Here is a 17,717-nt window from a genome sequence, read left to right on the forward strand (position 1 = left end):
CAACATACATTAACACTTAAATATTTACCTTTTTACCATCAAGTCACCTAGTTCAAACCAAGTGACTTGTGTGCAATGAGTTACTCATCACGTGTTTTGACATCAAATAACTCTATCTCAAAAATCAGATTTGAATTGGCTGGAATAATTTTTCCAATCTTACGATCGCCATATGCCAAATGCGCTGGAACAAGCAATTTACGTTTGCCACCAACACGCATTCCCATAATACCCTGATCCCAACCTTTAATGACACGACCAGTGCCAATCACACACTCAAAGTATTGACCACGATCAATTGATGAATCGAATTGCGTGCCGTCTTCCAACCAGCCTGTGTAGTGGGTCGTAATCAATGCACCTTTAACTGCCTCTTTACCTTCACCGACTTTTAAATCAATAATTTCTAATTCTTGCATAACCATTCCAATTCAAAATAAAACGAAAAATTATTCTAATATATAGGCTGCGCAATTTTATAAAAAATCAAATATTGCCCTGCCAATTCTTAGACATCTTCAAATAAAAAAGGCTGAGGGTATAATGACCAACAGCCTTCTACTTGCATATTTCAAGACTTAGCCTTGTTTTACGCTCTCTTTATAAATACTACAAGATTGATGATGATTCTCTTGCAAGCGTAATTTCTTACGTTGTTCAGCAGCTTCAAAACGACAACGCTTCCAGTCGTTATCCAATTTTAAAGGTGGTACTGCTTGTGGCTGACCATGTTCATCTACTGCAACCATGGTAAAGAAGCAGCTATTGGTATGACGCATGCTACGGCTACGAATATTTTGTGCTTCTACACGAATCCCGATTTCCATTGAAGTACGACCCACATGGTTCACACTTGCAAGGAACGTGACCAATTCACCTACATAAATCGGTTCTTTAAACGTTACTTTATCGACAGACAAAGTCACAACATAACTACCTGAATAACGGCTTGCACATGCATACGCCACTTGGTCAAGTAATTTTAAGACGGCTCCACCATGTACATTCCCTGAGAAATTTGCCATATCAGGTGTCATAAGAACCGTCATGGTTAATTCAGATTGGTCATCCGCTGACTGTAGAACTTGATCTAAAGGTGACATTAAAACACTCTTCGACTAAAGAATAATTGACAGTTAGCAATTATAGCCGATTTTTAGAATGATAAGTCCGATTATTTATCACTATTTCAGATAGAAACGGTCAGAATTATACAGCATATCTTATCAAAATATGCTGTATTTATGATATTTTTATAGAATCAATGCCTTAATTTTAATCTATTGCATTCGAGAGGTTGCAAGTAACTGTTCTTCCTTATCATGAATTGCCTGCTCGATGTCCTGAATTTTGGCTTGTGTCGCATAAACCCCTGCCAAACGCGTGTGATCCCGTTCAGTCACATCAAAAATATGCGCCTTTTCACGTAGGTCTGGCTGTATGACAACATCGGCATGTTTAAGTTCAATTCTGGATAATTGTTGCTGCATAATATTAATGTTCTGATTGAACAATCCCCACATATTGGCAGTTTCGGTATATTGCGGTTGCGCCAAAATATCCACCGCAATCACCACATCTGCACCCAACTGTCGCGCAACATCGACAGGGACAGGACTGACCAGCCCTCCATCGACATATTCTTTATTTCCAATCATGGCTGGTACAAACATACTAGGAATGGCTGAAGATGCGCGTACTGCCTGACCTGTATTGCCATAATTAAAGACGACTTTTTTACCATCTTTCAGTTCAGTCGCAACCACAAACAATGGGATTTTCATTTTTTCTAAAGGCGTATTATCAATCTGATCATTGATAAAGTCTTCAACCTTGGCTCCATCTAAAAATCCATTTTTACGCAGTGTGATTTCACGGACATCTTTTGCTTTCATGTTCAGCGCAATGTCTTTAATTTGCTCAGGCGTTTTACCACTTGCATAAAGTGCACCAACGATACTCCCTGCACTGGTTCCCACAATAAAATCAGGACGAATTCCATGTTCTTCCAAAACCTGAATCGCCCCGATATGCGCATAACCACGCGCGCCACCACTCCCAAGTACTAAAGCGACAATTGGTCGATGCTGTTGCTGTTTAATTTTCTCAAAATTAATTAAATTTGGACGTGCCTGCGCTTGTTCTGCTATAGCTTCATTGACAATATCCGTGGTCAATGGTGCAGGTTGTGCAACGCTATATGGCATGCTTTGACATGCTGAGAGCATGGCTAAACAAGTCGCAGAAAGAATCAGGTGTTTCATAGTCAACATCACCGAAATTACAACAAAAAAGGCAATCGCAGGCATTCTACTGTGAAAGAATAATCCGATTTAAACTGTTTCTTTACAGTATTGTTTCCATATAATTAATTGTTGCTTTTTGCAAAAAAACAACTGGATTTCTATGCACGTTTTTCTAATAGATTGTTTTAGAATTATTTTATTTTTGATTGCGGGTCTTTTAATCGCAGACAGCTTATATTTATTGTTACAGGGGAAAATTCATATTGGAATTGTACTGCCCCTTTTGATTGGTGTGGGTTTTCTAGCTATTGCGCTAGCATGGATTCAGATTCACCATTATTTAAATCAGCACCCAAAAATTGAGTATGTGTATTTTCTGCTTTGGGGACTGTTTGTCATCTGGCTCATAACTTTGGCAATTTTTGCCTATCAACTAAAAACGCACATTCAAAACCAAACCATCAACCAACCTGTCAAAGCCATTATTGTCTTGGGTAGTGGCACCTTTCAGGGACAACCTAGCCCAACTTTGGCTCGTCGTCTTGATCGTGCTGCCCAACTGGCCCAACAGCAGCCTCAAGCATGGCTCGTCCTTTCAGGTGGTCTGGATTTTAGCGAAAAAGATCCCGAAGCACAGATCATGGCAACTTATTTACAGCAAAAATACGGATTATCGGCACAGCGCATGCTACTGGATAAACAAAGCACCAGCACCGAATTAAATCTCAAAAATAGTGCAATTTTATTAGCACAGCATCAGATTACGAAAGATATGCCAATTGCAATTGTCACCAGTGATTTCCATACCATTCGTGCACAAGCGATTGCCAAAAAACAGGACTACATTCATAGCATTATGCTGGCAGCAGAGACCCCGTTAGAAACGCGTTATAACGCATGGCTTCGAGAATATTTTGCGTTTATTAGTGGAAAAATTTTGCAGGAATATTAATCCTTTTTCTCATTTAAATGTTTGACTTCTTTCACAAGTCCCTTTTATTTTCATTTAAGATAAAAAGAAAATAGATCCATGAAAGAAGTCGAATATTTTTTAATTTAAATAACCCAGTTTCTGCATCTGCTGACGCAAATGCCCAGTCAAATTGTCCTGCTCAGAATTAAACCGCTGAATAAATAATTCAGTCAGTTCAGGACTATTGAGATGAGCAAAGCTAATGTCATCAAAATTCTCATCAGAAGCATCGGCATATTGTACCCAGACCAACAGTTCCTCACCTTGAGCATTACGCAGTTGACCTTGTGCCCGTAAATCTGCCAATACCGCCAAGATATGGTTTTGATAAGCTTGGCGTAGGCAGAAGTCTTCCGCGTCGTGATCGGTATTTTTCGCAATATGGGTTACAACATCGTGGACTAAGTTGGGTAAGCCTTCGAATTCATTGCTACACCACTCCGAAATATACCAATATTGGTAAGCTTCATCTTCTTCTGAGCAGCCATTTGCCAGTTGCTCCAACGTATTTCCAACGATAAAGAAACCGCAAATATCCTCAACCATGCCCAAAGCAAGGGCATAAAATTTTTGATCTTGATACTGCTCAAGATAATGTTGCGTTGCAGCCTGAACATAACGACGAATAGCGGCATCCAGTTCAGGATAAAATGGGGATAAAGTCATCTTTCTTCTCTTCTATATAAAAAATTATCATTCATTTTGATCTTTTTTTGCGGTGCTTATATTAGACTCGTTTCATCTTTGTTTACACCCTCTTTTTTATTTGGCATGCATATCAGCATCACATAAAAAAGCCCGAGAAACTCGGGCTTTTGCGCTCACTCAACGCTCAACATCATCATATTTTATGAATGTTCAGGAAGTTGTTGTACATTCGCTTCATTCAAAAGTTGTTGATTTTCCTCACTCAGTTCGCGCTGTTTTTTGGTTGCCAAGAAATACACATAACCCACAACCAAGAACCCGACAAAAATCTCACCAATCGTGCCGTTGTAATAGAACATCGCCACAAAACACACCACAGCAATGACTAACGCAATCCCAGGAATAATTGGATAACCTGGTGCCATAAATGAACGATTTAGGTTTGGCTCAGAACGGCGAAGCTTGAACAAACTGAGCATACTCATGATGTACATGAGCAATGCACCGAAACACGCCATGGTAACAATCGCAGCCGTTAAGCTCATCCCTTGAATATTGATGATGTTATCACTAAAGATTGCAGCGATTCCGACCACACCACCCGCAATAATCGCACGATGCGGTGTATTGAATCGAGAAAGTTTTGCCAAGTTTTTTGGTAAAAACCCTGCACGACCCAAGGCAAAGATTTGACGTGAATATCCTAAAATAATGCCGTGGAAACTTGCCACCAAACCAAATAAACCAATCCACACCAACATATGCATCCAAGATGAATTGTTGCCGACAACTGCTTTCATGGCTTGTGGTAATGGATCATTAATATTAGACAGTTTGCTCCAGTCACCAACACCGCCTGCAAAAACCATCACCAAGAATGCCAATACCACCAGTGTCAAAATACCTGTGATATAGGCACGTGGAATGGTACGTTTCGGATCTTTGGCTTCTTCGGCTGCCATCGCTGCGCCTTCAATTGCCAAGAAGAACCAGATCGCAAATGGAATAGCTGCAAAAATACCTGACATTGCAGTCCCGCTAAAATGATTTGAACCCGCCCAACCATTCAGCACAAAATTTGAAAAACTAAAGCCTGGTTGTACCACCCCAATAAACACCAGTAGCTCAATCACCGCTAAAACAGTCACGATGAGTTCAAAAGTTGCAGCGATCTGTACCCCCACAATATTGAGTCCCATAAAGACAACATAGGCACCAAGTGCAATCATTTTGGGATTAATATCTGGAAATTGCACATTCAGATAAGCCCCGATGGCCATCGCAATTGCAGGTGGTGCAAAGACAAATTCGATTAATGTGGCAATTCCTGCAAGGAATCCCCCTGTTTCGCCAAAGGCTTTGCGACTATAAGCAAAAGGCCCGCCTGCATGTGGAATCGCAGTGGTTAACTCAGTAAAACTAAAAATAAAACAGGTATACATGGTCGCAACGATGAGCGTTGTGACTAAAAAGCCCAGTGTACCCGCGACTCCCCAACCGTAACTCCAGCCGAAATACTCACCTGAAATCACGAGACCAACGGCAATCCCCCACAAATGAAAGGTTCCTAGTGTCGGTTTTAGCTGATGACTCATTGCAGCACTCCTCTCAACAGAAGAATAGAAATTGTTTGATGCAACACCCCTGTTGCACATCCTTGTCTAGATAATGCGTCGAGCAACAATCAGAAAACTTGACTTTAAATGACGAGTTTTATCGGTTTATTGTCAAGTCGACAAAAATCAATCTCGCATACGCTGTATACAAATCATGGAAATCTTCCCATGCCCAAATCAACGCGACATGGTGAACAGACGAGGTCAGCACAGTATGAATCACGTAGAACAAAACGAATATTTAGATGCAAATACGCTCCTAATGCTTGCTGAACAAGCAATTTTGCAATATCCAAAAGCCTACCAAGGACAGGTCAAACTGCTTTGCCAATCTGAAAATGCGACATTTTTAGTGCGGACCGATAAAGCCCGCTATGCTTTACGCATTCATCGCCCGAACTATCACAGCAAACAAGATATTGAGAGCGAGCTACACTGGCTTGATGCACTCACTGAAAGCGGAATTGCTGTACCTCAAGCCATTTTGAATGAGCAAGGCGAACGAGTGCTGACACTGGCGTTAAACGATGGAACAACCCGTTATGCAGCCCTGTTTAACTGGGTTGAAGGCGACATGCCAACCACAGAAGTTGACCCGACTGCATTTCAGCAACTTGGACAAATCACGGCGAAACTGCACCGCCACAGCAAAACTTGGCAAATGCCTGACAATTTCCAGCGCATTATCTGGAATCACGACACCATGCTCAGTGCAGAGGGTCATTGGGGCGACTGGCGCAATGCACCGTATTTGAAAAAATCGGATCATGAGATTATTGAAGAGGCAGTGGCACGTATTGGCAGTGACTTAAGTACGTTTGGGCAATCTGCCGATCGTTATGGTCTGATTCATGCCGACTTACGCCTGACCAACCTACTGCTGCAAAATGACCGTATTGGTGTGATTGATTTTGATGACTGTGGCATGAGCTGGTTTATGCACGACTTGGCAGCGGCGATTAGTTTTAATGAACATCATGCTGCTGCACCAGAATGGGTAGACAACTGGATTGAAGGTTATGAGCGTGAAGCCCATATCAGCAATGAAGAATATGCACTGATTCCAACATTCATTATGCAACGACGTATTCAGATGATGGCGTGGGTTGGCTCACATGCACAAACCGAAATGGCGCTCAGTTTAGGCACTGATTGGGCAGATCACACCGTTCGCCTGTGCAAAAAATATATGAACCATCAACAACTGCCTGTTGGTGCTGCATAAATCTTGTTTGATGAAACTTCTGTCATCAAGCCTTGATTTTTCCTTGTGGGAGAAATGTAAAGCAGGTGTCAACAAGGATGAAAGAAGTCTGTTATATTTTCATATTGAATATTTAATCACCACGGACAGGTGATTCCCCTTTTAAGCAAATGCATACCACTGCCATTTCAGGATTCCTCAGTTGGTATGCATTTTGCTTAATCTAATGAATATGTGATATATGGAGATTTCATATGATTCAGATGCGTCACATCGCCAGTTCTTCGCAACTTTTTCAGTCTAATATGGGTAATCAAGGCGTGCTGTCGGCTGCGGCATCAGGTTTGAGCGACTTTATTGTGCAAAAAGGTGCCGATGTCGACCGTGTCTTTGGCATCAGCGGAATCAATCCTGAGTTACTCTCAAGCCCAACATTAAGCTTGCAACTTCCTAATTATTGTAAAGTTTTAGAACAAGCCGCTCACATTTCAGGCTGTGACAACTTTGGCTTGCACTATGGGCAACAGTTTCAACCCAAAGAACTTGGGTTAATTGGCTATATTGGTCTGTGCTCCGCGACCCTAGAAACTGCACTCCGCAATATGGTGAGCTATTTTCATCTGCATCAGAAAGACACATTAACCCGCCTGGTTGAACAGCAAGATTGCTGGCGACTGGACTACCAAGTCCAACATGGTGCAATTTTAACGCGCCGCCAAGATGCTGAATTGACCATTGGCATGTTTATGAATGTGATTCGTGGCGTATTGGGTTCACACTATTCTCCACGTGAAATTCACTTTGAGCATACCCGCCCAGAATACTGGCAAGAACACAGCAAGTTGTTTAATTCAGCCGTGTATTTTGATCAGCCATTTAACTCGATTGTAATTCCCAAAAAAGATTTAATGCGTGATATGCCAAGTAGCGACCCTCTGCTACTGACCATGATGCAAGATACCTTGCAACTCTTAAACCAGTCCAACACCACACAAGGTTTAAGCGATCAGGTTCGTTCACAGATTCAACTGGCGCTGAGCGAAGGTGAACCCAATTTGGAACATATTGCGGATGATTTGGGGATGTCGAGCTGTTCTCTGACCCGCCGCCTAAAATCGGAAGGCATGACCTTCACATCACTGGTCGATGGCGTACGCTGTGAGCTTGCTGAACATTATATGAAACAGAAAAATATCCCGATTTCTGAAATGGCATTTTTACTGGGTTATTCAGAAGTCAGTGCCTTTTCACGTGCCTTTAAACGCTGGTTTGGGATTAACCCAAGACAGTGGCGTAATTAAAATTGATCTGATGAAGTACTCAGATTTTTAACCCATTCAATAAACACCCTAAGCGTCGTCGACATATATTTTTTACTGGAGTAATAAAGATAAAATGGCTCTTTTGGGTAGTCATATTGCGTCAACACACGTTTTAATAAGCCTTGTTGTTCATAGTGTTGAACTAAATCTTCATAAACATAAATAATTCCCAAATGTTGCAAACCCGCCTCAATCGCCATTTGGTCGGTATTCACCGTTAGATCGCCCATCACTTTCTTTTCAATACATTTTCCATCTACGATAAATTCCCACGCGTACAACGCTCCACTAGGAAATTTTCGCTGAATACAATTAAAGCGCGCTAAATCCTCAATATTTTCAGGTTCACCAAATTTTTCAATAAACTGAGGTGTGGCAAATGGATAAAGCCCAACAGCCTGACTAAAAGGCAAAGCAATCATGTCTTGCTGAACTTGTTCATTAAATCTGATGCCAAAGTCAATCCCCTCATCGACAATATTCACCAATTGATCTGAGACCAATATTTCTAAGTGAATGTCAGGATATTGCTGTTTAAATGGCAAAAAAATCGATTTAAAAAACAGATCTTGCACAATACGAGGAATCGTAATTCGAATTTGTCCCTGTGGTGTATCACGATAAAAGTTAAGCTGATCAATCGCTTCTAAATAATTGAGATAAATAGACTCAACAGCATTAAACAACACCTCACCTTCAGGCGTTAAAGACACACTTCGAGTAGAACGGTTGAGCAAGCGAATGCCTAAATTATCCTCCAAAGCATTCATGGTATTGGTAATTGCTGGCGGACTTAGATTCAGTTCTTTTGCTGCTTTGATAAAGCTCGCATTCTTCACAATATGAATGAACACCTGTATGTGCTGAATATCGGGAAGCTTCTTCATTATTCAATAAACCTAAACTCTGTATTTATTTTTAATAAATTGTAGAACATTTTTCTCTGGACTACCTTAACTAAACATCTCTCATGAAACATGGAAAAGAAATGAAAACACGCACACTCGGACAAGATAATTTTCAAGTCTCCGCCTTAGGTTTTGGTTGTATGGGCATGAGCTTTGCCTATGGTGGCATGGAAGAACGACAAGCAATCCATACGATTCATCAAGCGATTGATTCGGGGATTACATTCTTTGATAGCGCAGAAGTTTATGGGCCTTTTGACAATGAAAAACTCTTGGCAAAAGCCATTAAAGGTCGTCGGGATCAACTGCAAATTGCCACAAAATTTGGTTTTTTAATTGATCCGACTCAACAAGGAGTTAATCAAATTAACGGTGTAAACAGTCATCCTGACCATATTCGACAAGCGGTTGAAGGTAGCCTACAACGCTTAGAGATTGACACTATTGATTTACTCTATCAGCACCGTTTAGACCCAAATGTACCGATTGAAGATGTCGTTGGCACGATGTCAGATCTAGTCAAAGCAGGTAAAGTGAAACACCTCGGACTATGCGAAGTTTCAGAAAAAACCTTACGCAAAGCCCATGCAATTCACCCGATTACTGCCGTACAAAGTGAATATTCGTTGTGGACACGCGATGTTGAAACCACCATATTGCCTGTATGTAAGGAATTAAATATTGGCTTTGTACCTTATAGCCCACTCGGTCGAGGCTTCTTGACAGGTAAATTGGACACAAGCCAACTGGCTGAAGATGATTTCCGTAAAGGTTTACCACGTTTTCAATCTGAAGCTGCTCAGCATAACCAGCAACTTTTACAGCAGATGCAAGAAATTGCAACTCAATATCAATGTTCTCTGGCTCAACTGGCACTGGCATGGATGCTTAACAAACATGAACACCTTGTTCCAATTCCAGGGATTCGAAAAATTGGGCATTTACAAGATAATGTACAGGCGGTTGAGCTCATCCTTTCCCTTGAAACACTACAGCAACTAGACGACATTTTTAAACCAAGCGCTATTTATGGTGAACGCTATTCAGAGAAAGAACTGGTTTTTCTCGATAATTAATTCAATATCTTAATTCTAAGAATCCGTATTGGTTTCTGCCGATACGGGTTTTAAAGTACAACAACTCAGTTCAACTTTTAATTCTTGAGTAACTAAAATCTCTTAATTGAATGAAGTATTTTTTCATATAACGACATCGCTTCTTTTTGACTTAAACTCGATGAGTCCGTTTCAATATTGCGAAATCCACTATTCAACTCTAACTGAATTAATGGGTCTAAGGCATTTGCTGCAGTACCTGTATGCTCCCATTTTGCATCAATACCATCTCTTCCTTTCATATGTGCGGAAATAATCCATTCATAACCAGACAAGGAGTGATCATTATCCTGATTCTTCTGCCCCTTTCGAATTGTCTGTATGCCTGTAAATACACTCGCAGCAAATGATGTCTTTTTGATATTATTTGTTGTTCTATCTACGAGATTTTCCAATACTTCTTTTGTCGATTCTGACTCCATAACAACATGTAAACTTGGAGCTGATTTAAACTCAAATCCAATGCTTTGATTGCTATGTCTGAAAGGTTGCCCTGAATCCTTAATAAAACCATTAATAATACATATACCTGCTTGATTTGGCATTTCAGCATTATCTCGACCAACTAAATTTTTAACTAAGTGATTAATAGCTGCAATACTTTCTTCTTCATATTTTTTTGAATAACCACCAGTAATTTTAAAAAACGTCTGTGTTGATTGATCATAGACAAATGCGTAAACATCTACGGGTAAGGTACCTCTTGCAAAAGTTGAATGTCCCCAAATAATTTTTGTGAGAGTCCTCCCCTGTTTTTCAATAGGAGTTTGATTCTTAATAAAATCCTCCTTGGTGCTATATTTTTTTTGAATTTCTTGTATTTCACTCTCAAAATCAGATTTCTTTGCATTGAGCTGGCTCTTGATCATAAATGAATCATATTTATCATTACCTCCAATTAAAGAAGCTTCTTTAGGCAACTGAAACGTGTACCGTCCAATACACCAATTTTGCATTTCATTCAAATTATTCGTTCTATCTGCTACAGGGTCATTTCGACTCTCTGCATAAGAACAGCTAGAAAGCGTAAAAATATTTGTGATGAATAGCGCAAATAAAATTTTATTCATTATGATTGCTCAAAATTTTAGAGGAATTCCAAATTCACTTATAAAATAAGAATATGTATATGAATCTATATATCTTTTAATAAAATATTTTACTTATTGATATAAATAAAACGAAGCCAGTATAAAATATTATGTAATTAAACCAATAAATTTCTGATGATTTATTTAATATCAAACCTAGAATCACACTCAAAGACAATGACTTCAACGCAGCTATCCCTCACCTATTTACAACCTATCGACATCTATCTGCACATTCCACTACACGATTTCACTGCGTATTGTTCACTCAGCAATCTGGATATTTTCTGGGATGAACAGCTTGCTGAAGCGTTGAAAGCTTCTTTACATCAGCAGCATTTTCAAATTTTGGCACAATCTGTCGACATCCAGTCTTCTCCTGAACGATTTATTGCCTATTTAAAAGTCTTGCCCGCTCAGCTTGAAGTCGACTTATCTATAATTACAGAGGCTTTGCAGCAGCATGCACCTTTACTCAATTACCAAATGCACTACTACTGCCCAACTTGATCGAAAGCTTAAAAGCCCTCTAAAACAATTTTGCCTTTTACAACACCCTGCTCAAGCAAGGCATGGATTTGTTTCAAATTTTCCGCATTAATCCTGCCAAAGACTTCGGTCAATGTAGTACTGATTTTGCCTGCATCAACCAATGCCGCCACTTCATTCAGCAGTTCAGACTGCTTGCTGATATCAGCCGTTTGAAAAGTCGAACGGGTAAACATCGACTCCCAATGAATCGATACCGATTTGCGCTTAAATGGCATGATATTTAAATGTTCAGGATCATCAATCAGACCAAAGCGGCCTTGCGGTGCAATCAGTTCCGCAATTTGTGCCACATAATCATGGCTATGCTGAATCGAAAATACAAAACTTGGGGCAAGTAGCCCAAGTTGTTCAAATTGTGGCTTTAAGGGTTGATGATGATTCAGTACCACATCTGCACCGAGCTGTTTGACCCATGCTTGAGTTTCAGGGCGCGAAGCTGTGGCAATAATCTGTAAATCAGTTTTAGCTTTCAGCAATTGCAAGGTGACTGAACCAACCCCACCCGCCGCACCAATGACCAAAATACTCGGTGCAGCCCCTGCCACAGCGTCTTGAACCCGTAAACGGTCAAAGAGCATTTCCCATGCAGTAATGGCGGTGAGTGGTAAGGCAGCCGCTTCGGCAAACGATAAAGATTGCGGTTTATGCCCGACAATTCGCTCATCGACCACATGATATTCGGCATTGGTGCCTGCACGGGTAAAATCTCCCGCATACCAAACCTCATCGCCTACCTTAAAATTACCCACTTTATCTCCAACGGCAACCACCGTACCTGTTGCATCCCAACCGAGTACTTTCCATTGCCCTGCCTCGGCAGACAGATTACGGCGCACTTTGGTATCGACAGGATTGACTGAAATCGCTGCAACTTTGACGAGCAGGTCATAGCCTTGAGCTTCAGGGATTGGAAGCTCAACATCGACCAAGGCATCGGCACGATCAATCGCCCCTTGTTGCTGATACGCGACTACTTTCATTTTTTGATCTCCACTTGCGAAAGACTACAGCATACCCTAAGCTCATTTTTTGGTTATACAGACAAATTTCATACATAGTGTCAAAAAGGATACTGTCATGAGCAAGGTAAAACATTCTCGCTTTAATTGTAGTCCAGGCTGTTCGGTGGAAGCAGCAATCGGGTTGTTAGATGGTAAATGGAAATGTATTGTGCTATGGCATTTACTCAAATTGAAAGTCATGCGATTTAATGAAATTCGTAAAAGTATTCCAAATGTCACTCCACGTATGCTGACCAATCAATTGCGTGAACTTGAAGAAGATGGCTTGATTATTCGCACGGTTTACCCGCAAGTTCCACCCAAAGTGGAATATCAACTGTCAGAATTGGGACAAAGTTTAGAACCTATTTTAGTTGCTTTAAAAGAATGGGGAGAAACCCATATCGGTTTATATGGTAAACCGAATCCGCAAGATACTCCTGAAAATGTCAAACTAGAAACATCCTAAATTTCTCTCACCGAGCCTTTTATTTTTCTTGCACTGTACATTTCTTCTTCCTTTGGGAGAAAGCTAGGATGAGGCTATATAGTGATGAAAGAACCCGCATAAAAAAAGCCCCATCTACTGATCGGGCTTTTTTTGCAATGAAATGCTTTAGAGCTTAGCCTTTGAGTTTGGTAATCGCTTGATCCAGCGCATTCACCAACCAGTCAATGTCATGTGCTTGGAACGCTAGTGGTGGACGAAGTTTCAAGACATTGCCGTAAGGGCCTGCCACTGAAGTCAATACACGATGCGTATTACGCAATTCCTCAATCAAATCGAGTGCTAACGCTTTATCAGGTGTTTTGCTGTCACGGTCTTTGACCAATTCAAAACCAATAAACAGACCCGCACCACGCACATCACCCACACATTCGTGTTTATCCATCAGTTTTGCCAGTTCAGCCTGTAACAATGCACCGACTTTTTGGCTATGCGCTTGCAATTCTTCTTCCTGAATCACTTTCAATACCGCTTGTGCCGCAGCCATGGACACAGGGTTACCACCAAAGGTATTGAAATATGGAATCTGGTCGCTAAATGCCGCCAAAACATCACCTTTTGCCAGCAAACCAGACACAGGAATACCATTCCCCATTGGTTTACCTGTCGTAATCACATCAGGAACAATACCGTGGCGAGCAAAGCCCCAGAACGCATCACCTGTGCGCGCAAAGCCAGGTTGCACTTCGTCGGCAATAAAAATCCCGCCATTGGCATGCACAACATCTACTGCTTTTTTCAAGAAACCGACTGGGTTTGGCATTACACCATCGGATGAGAAAATCGAATCGGCAAGGAAGCCCGCAAATTTAATGCCATGGGCTTTCATATCATCAATTTGTTGTTGGATTTGAGCAGCAAACCAATCGCCTAAATCTTCAGTTTGAATACGGTAATAATCAGGTGCAGGCACTAAACGCGTGGTTGCATCCAAAGCTTGACCTGTACCCAACGCAGGTGAACAGCCAGACGTTAAACTGCTGGTGCCATGATAGGCTTCTTGCGACACAATAATCCCTGTACCGCCACTGTATTCACGCGCAATACGAATCGCCAAGTCATTGGCTTCTGAACCTGTACACATATACATGGCACGATCGACTTCACTTGGCACTGTTTTGAGTAATTCTTCCGTGTAATCCAAAATATTTTCATGCAAATAACGTGTGTGTGTATTGAGCATTTTCATTTGGGCATTGACTGCTTCGATCACCGCAGGGTGACAGTGCCCAATGCTTGCCACATTGTTATACACATCCAAATACTGGTTGCCCGCAGCATCCCACAAATACTGCCCTTCACCGCGAACCAAATGCACAGGGTTACGGTAAAACAGACGATATGAATCACCCAGAATTTTGCTGCGTTTATCCGTGAGTTTACGTGTTTCTGTATCGAGAGCATCCGCATGTTCAGCACGGAAGCTGTTGGTATCCATAATCGTTGAGCGTGTATTCATGCGTATTCTCCTGAAACCTGTTTCATACTGACTGAGGTTAATTTTTCTGCATGTTTTGATCATAATCCGCTTTTTTTAAAAATGCAATAAAATACACAAATACTTTTTTATACACATTTCGACTCGATTTTCTCCCCAATACTCAGTAAGATGAACCCTAGAAAAAATCATGATTGAGAACAGGCATGTTGCAGCAAGAACGCTTACACCGAATTCAGGCACTCCTGAAAAAAATACAACGCATCAGCACGGAACGCGTGATGCAAGAACTGGATATTTCTCGGGAAACTGCACGACGTGACATTATTGAACTGGAAGCTCTAGGGGTTGCCAAACGTGTGCATGGCGGAATTGTGGCAGTGGATAGTGTTGCCGTTGAAGCCCCACTCAATGTGCGCCATACCCAAATGGCAAAAGAAAAACGCGCCATTGCCCGAGCTGCACTGCAACATTTACACACAGGACAAACCATATTTTTAGATGCTGGCAGCACCACTTCAATTTTGGCGGAAGAATTACGAACATTGTCAGGGCTGACCATCATCACCAACAGTCTACAAGCAGTTTTCAATCTCACGATTGGTTATGAACATGAAGCCCCCCCCCATGAAATTATTTTACTTGGCGGACGGGTACTGCAGCGCCCACAAACCCAAGGCGATTTGGTGATTTCAGAGATTTATCGTTATCAGGCAGATGTAGCTCTACTCTCACCCGTTGGCATTGATCCGCAATACGGCGCAAGCAGTTTTTATAGTGAAGAAGCCAATATTGCTCAAGCCATGGTCAAACAAGCAAAGCAAACCTTTATTTTGGCAGATCAAAGCAAATTAGGCATTGTCAGTCGCGTACGCTATGCACAAAGTCATGAAGTTTCGATGCTAATTAGCAATCAGGAAGCCAAATCAGAGATTGATCTTGCAGCTTATCAGCAACATTTTCAACAACTGCTTTTTGTCTAAAGTTGAGAAACTACACGTTGATTTGAATAGTAGTTTTTCTTATCCAGATACATTTGATGATCCGCACGCTTGAGCAGTTCTTCCAGACTTTCATAAGGTTCACTGGTTGCCATGCCAATTGCAACACTCATCTTTAAACTGGCATGAAACTGGTTGTCTAAACGAAATAATTCTTTCAATGTCACCACCAGTTTTTCGGCAGTTTGTTGATCTGCACGTGGCAACAACACCACAAATTCATCTCCTCCTATACGTGAACCCGAATAAGGTGGACTAATCGCCTGTTGTAGAATTTCACCCGTCCGTCTTAAAACATCATCACCTGCATCGTGTCCAAACTCATCATTGACGTTCTTTAATGCATTCAGATCTAAATAAATAAGTGACACAGGAAATATTTTTTGGCGGGTGAGACGCTTAAGTTCTTCATGGAAAAATGCCCGATTGTAGAGCTTGGTCAATACATCATGTTTGCCCAAATACTCCAAATAAGATTCTGCTTTTTTACGTGCCGTAATATCGGTCATGGCCAATTGAACCAGTGACCAGTCATGTTCATAACTTGGGAAAATGGAAAATTGCAGTAACACATGCCGCTCTGAACCATCGAGTGCATAATTCACCACTTCGCGTTGATGAAACAGATTTCCTTCCCAAAGCTCCATCAGTTGCTCACGAAACGAATTGAGCATTTCTGGGCCACCTAAAATTTTATCCACATTTTCCATCAAAGTATGGCGATTAGGTGCAAGAAACAAATCTAAAGTTTTCTGATTAATATCAAGTACCCGAATACTCGCTATACTGTCTCGGATAAATTCAGGATGCACATCCAAAAAAGTGCGCAAGTCTTCAATGCCGATTCTTCTAAGCTGATCGAGTTTTAATTTAATTTCACTAAAATCTTCGACCCAGAGCGCTGCTGGAGAATAAATAAAACGCGCTTCTGCCAAAGACCGATTTTTAAACTCCTGCCGACGTGCATTTTGATAAGCAGTGATATCTTCTGTTGTGACTAAGATCAAACTTAAGTCATGTTCTGCATCAGGTAAAATCTGCCCGCGTAGCTGGATATCAATCCGCTTTCCCGTAATGGAATAATTCACCTGTTCACTGGCAAATTGTAATTCTCCATTCCACACTGCAACCAGCCCATCAATTTGCAAGTTATACATTTCATCCCTAAAAATTTCAGGCAAATGTGCCGATAAATGCGCCAAATCTCGAGCCTCAAATAAAGTTAGCGTCGCCTGATTAACATCCAGAATTCGGATTTTTTCCACACATTGACGTACATGCTCTAAATCTTCTAACAAAAACTCTCGCAAATCGGTAATACCTTGTGTTCTCCACTGATCAAACAGATGACCAATCTCACTCCAGTCTTCAATCCACATGGCAATTGGAGCAAGCTGAAAAATATGAAATGAATTGATAGCATCAAGTTGTGGCATGCTTTGTCCTTATTGTTATAAATGTGAAATGTGTAGGGTTATTCTTTGTAATACCATACTCACAAGATCAAGAAAAATCAAAACTTAGGTTTAAATGTAAAAAATTTCAAAAAAAAATCACGCAGGAGCGTGATTTATAAAATGGTGGCTATGACGAGACTTGAACTTGTGACCCCCGCATTATGAGTGCGGTGCTCTAACCAACTGAGCTACATAGCCGAAAACTGTGCGCGCATTATCTTTACTTTTTGTAACAGCGTCAAGCTTTTTTTCAAAAAAAATTGGAGAAGTGAGCCTGTAAGCCGGGTTCTGTCGAGGACGATCATTCCTCTAGGCGTACAATCACTCATACGCTCAAGCGACCTACCCGAATCCAGTACGGGCCGTACCTCAGGATTCCTATTTGGTCTTGCTTCTGGTGGGGTTTACCATGCCGTGAACTGTTACCAGACACGCGGTGCGCTCTTACCGCACCCTTTCACCCTTACCAAATCCTACCGAGAATCGGAGGAATTGGCGGTCTACTCTCTGCTGCACTTTCCGTCGGCTCGCGCCGCCCAGGCGTTACCTGGCACCCTGCCCTTTGAAGCCCGGACTTTCCTCTCCTGCTTCAGTCACGAAGACCTCCACAGCAGCGACCGTCCAGCTCACTTCGGCG

The 17,717-nt window shown here is 41.4% G+C and carries 17 protein-coding genes, 1 tRNA gene and 1 other RNA gene; 7 read left to right on the plus strand and 12 right to left on the minus strand.

From position 1 onward, the window contains the following. Positions 1-80: 80 nt before the first annotated feature. From C1A47_RS09305 to C1A47_RS09315, 3 genes are all read right to left on the minus strand, one after another. Positions 81-425, minus strand: coding sequence for an FKBP-type peptidyl-prolyl cis-trans isomerase (locus tag C1A47_RS09305; RefSeq protein WP_171294363.1), 345 nt, complete (start codon positions 423-425; stop codon positions 81-83). Positions 426-578: 153 nt separating this feature from the next. Beyond that, on the minus strand, positions 579-1,103 hold the full coding sequence (locus C1A47_RS09310) for an acyl-CoA thioesterase (RefSeq protein ID WP_111894676.1): 525 nt from the start codon (positions 1,101-1,103) through the stop codon (positions 579-581). Positions 1,104-1,280: 177 nt separating this feature from the next. Next, the gene (locus tag C1A47_RS09315) at positions 1,281-2,264 is read right to left on the minus strand and encodes a patatin-like phospholipase family protein (protein WP_111894893.1); all 984 of its coding nucleotides are present in this window, start codon (positions 2,262-2,264) and stop codon (positions 1,281-1,283) included. A gap of 142 nt (positions 2,265-2,406) precedes the next feature. Between C1A47_RS09315 and C1A47_RS09320 the strand changes: the two genes are divergently transcribed. Beyond that, on the plus strand, positions 2,407-3,198 hold the full coding sequence (locus C1A47_RS09320) for a YdcF family protein (protein ID WP_111894678.1): 792 nt from the start codon (positions 2,407-2,409) through the stop codon (positions 3,196-3,198). 99 nt (positions 3,199-3,297) lie between these two features. On the opposite strand, the gene C1A47_RS09325 is transcribed toward C1A47_RS09320, so the two are convergent. Then, positions 3,298-3,885 carry a DUF4303 domain-containing protein gene (locus C1A47_RS09325; protein WP_111894680.1) on the minus strand — a complete coding sequence of 196 codons (588 nt, stop codon included), beginning with the start codon at positions 3,883-3,885 and terminating at the stop codon, positions 3,298-3,300. Positions 3,886-4,067: 182 nt separating this feature from the next. After that, positions 4,068-5,462 carry an ethanolamine permease gene (gene eat, locus C1A47_RS09330; RefSeq protein WP_111894682.1) on the minus strand — a complete coding sequence of 465 codons (1,395 nt, stop codon included), beginning with the start codon at positions 5,460-5,462 and terminating at the stop codon, positions 4,068-4,070. A gap of 235 nt (positions 5,463-5,697) precedes the next feature. Here eat and C1A47_RS09335 point away from each other — a divergent pair, with 235 nt between their 5' ends. Further along, positions 5,698-6,708: a phosphotransferase enzyme family protein gene (locus tag C1A47_RS09335; RefSeq protein WP_111894894.1), complete on the plus strand. Its 1,011-nt coding sequence runs from the start codon at positions 5,698-5,700 to the stop codon at positions 6,706-6,708. Positions 6,709-6,950: 242 nt separating this feature from the next. Beyond that, the gene (locus C1A47_RS09340; protein WP_111894895.1) at positions 6,951-7,988 is read left to right on the plus strand and encodes an AraC family transcriptional regulator; all 1,038 of its coding nucleotides are present in this window, start codon (positions 6,951-6,953) and stop codon (positions 7,986-7,988) included. Here the strand turns inward: C1A47_RS09340 and C1A47_RS09345 are convergent. Continuing rightward, complete coding sequence (locus tag C1A47_RS09345) at positions 7,985-8,896, minus strand: LysR family transcriptional regulator (protein WP_111894684.1); 912 nt, start codon at positions 8,894-8,896, stop codon at positions 7,985-7,987. The two genes, C1A47_RS09340 and C1A47_RS09345, sit on opposite strands and share 4 nt — an antisense overlap. Positions 8,897-8,997: 101 nt before the next feature. Here C1A47_RS09345 and C1A47_RS09350 point away from each other — a divergent pair, with 101 nt between their 5' ends. Beyond that, complete coding sequence (locus C1A47_RS09350) at positions 8,998-9,993, plus strand: aldo/keto reductase (protein ID WP_111894686.1); 996 nt, start codon at positions 8,998-9,000, stop codon at positions 9,991-9,993. 92 nt (positions 9,994-10,085) lie between these two features. Here C1A47_RS09350 and C1A47_RS09355 read toward each other — a convergent pair whose 3' ends face one another. Continuing rightward, positions 10,086-11,102, minus strand: a complete 1,017-nt coding sequence (locus C1A47_RS09355) for a T6SS immunity protein Tli4 family protein (RefSeq protein WP_111894688.1) — start codon at positions 11,100-11,102, stop codon at positions 10,086-10,088. A gap of 198 nt (positions 11,103-11,300) precedes the next feature. On the opposite strand from C1A47_RS09355, the gene C1A47_RS09360 reads away from it, so the two are divergent. Beyond that, positions 11,301-11,633: a hypothetical protein gene (locus C1A47_RS09360; protein WP_111894690.1), complete on the plus strand. Its 333-nt coding sequence runs from the start codon at positions 11,301-11,303 to the stop codon at positions 11,631-11,633. 8 nt (positions 11,634-11,641) lie between these two features. Here the strand turns inward: C1A47_RS09360 and C1A47_RS09365 are convergent, their stop codons facing one another. After that, complete coding sequence (locus C1A47_RS09365) at positions 11,642-12,655, minus strand: zinc-binding alcohol dehydrogenase family protein (protein WP_111894692.1); 1,014 nt, start codon at positions 12,653-12,655, stop codon at positions 11,642-11,644. Positions 12,656-12,752: 97 nt separating this feature from the next. On the opposite strand from C1A47_RS09365, the gene C1A47_RS09370 reads away from it, so the two are divergent. After that, a complete protein-coding gene (locus C1A47_RS09370) occupies positions 12,753-13,145 on the plus strand; it encodes a winged helix-turn-helix transcriptional regulator (RefSeq protein WP_111894694.1) in 393 nt (130 codons plus the stop codon). A 154-nt stretch (positions 13,146-13,299) separates the two neighbouring features. Here C1A47_RS09370 and C1A47_RS09375 read toward each other — a convergent pair whose 3' ends face one another. Beyond that, complete coding sequence (locus C1A47_RS09375) at positions 13,300-14,643, minus strand: aspartate aminotransferase family protein (RefSeq protein WP_111894696.1); 1,344 nt, start codon at positions 14,641-14,643, stop codon at positions 13,300-13,302. Positions 14,644-14,828: 185 nt separating this feature from the next. Between C1A47_RS09375 and C1A47_RS09380 the strand changes: the two genes are divergently transcribed. Then, entirely contained in the window at positions 14,829-15,605 is a 777-nt protein-coding gene (locus C1A47_RS09380) for a DeoR/GlpR family DNA-binding transcription regulator (RefSeq protein ID WP_111894698.1), read from the plus strand. Here C1A47_RS09380 and C1A47_RS09385 read toward each other — a convergent pair. The 3 genes from C1A47_RS09385 to rnpB form a co-directional block, all read right to left on the minus strand. Further along, on the minus strand, positions 15,602-17,059 hold the full coding sequence (locus C1A47_RS09385) for a sensor domain-containing diguanylate cyclase (RefSeq protein WP_111894700.1): 1,458 nt from the start codon (positions 17,057-17,059) through the stop codon (positions 15,602-15,604). The two genes, C1A47_RS09380 and C1A47_RS09385, sit on opposite strands and share 4 nt — an antisense overlap. A gap of 142 nt (positions 17,060-17,201) precedes the next feature. Further along, a tRNA-Met gene (locus C1A47_RS09390) sits at positions 17,202-17,278 on the minus strand. Between the two features lie 63 nt (positions 17,279-17,341). Continuing rightward, positions 17,342-17,713, minus strand: an RNA gene (gene rnpB, locus C1A47_RS09395) — RNase P RNA component class A. Positions 17,714-17,717 lie beyond the last annotated feature (4 nt).

This window comes from Acinetobacter sp. MB5, from assembly GCF_003261585.1.
In the GTDB taxonomy this organism is placed as follows: Bacteria; Pseudomonadota; Gammaproteobacteria; order Pseudomonadales; family Moraxellaceae; genus Acinetobacter.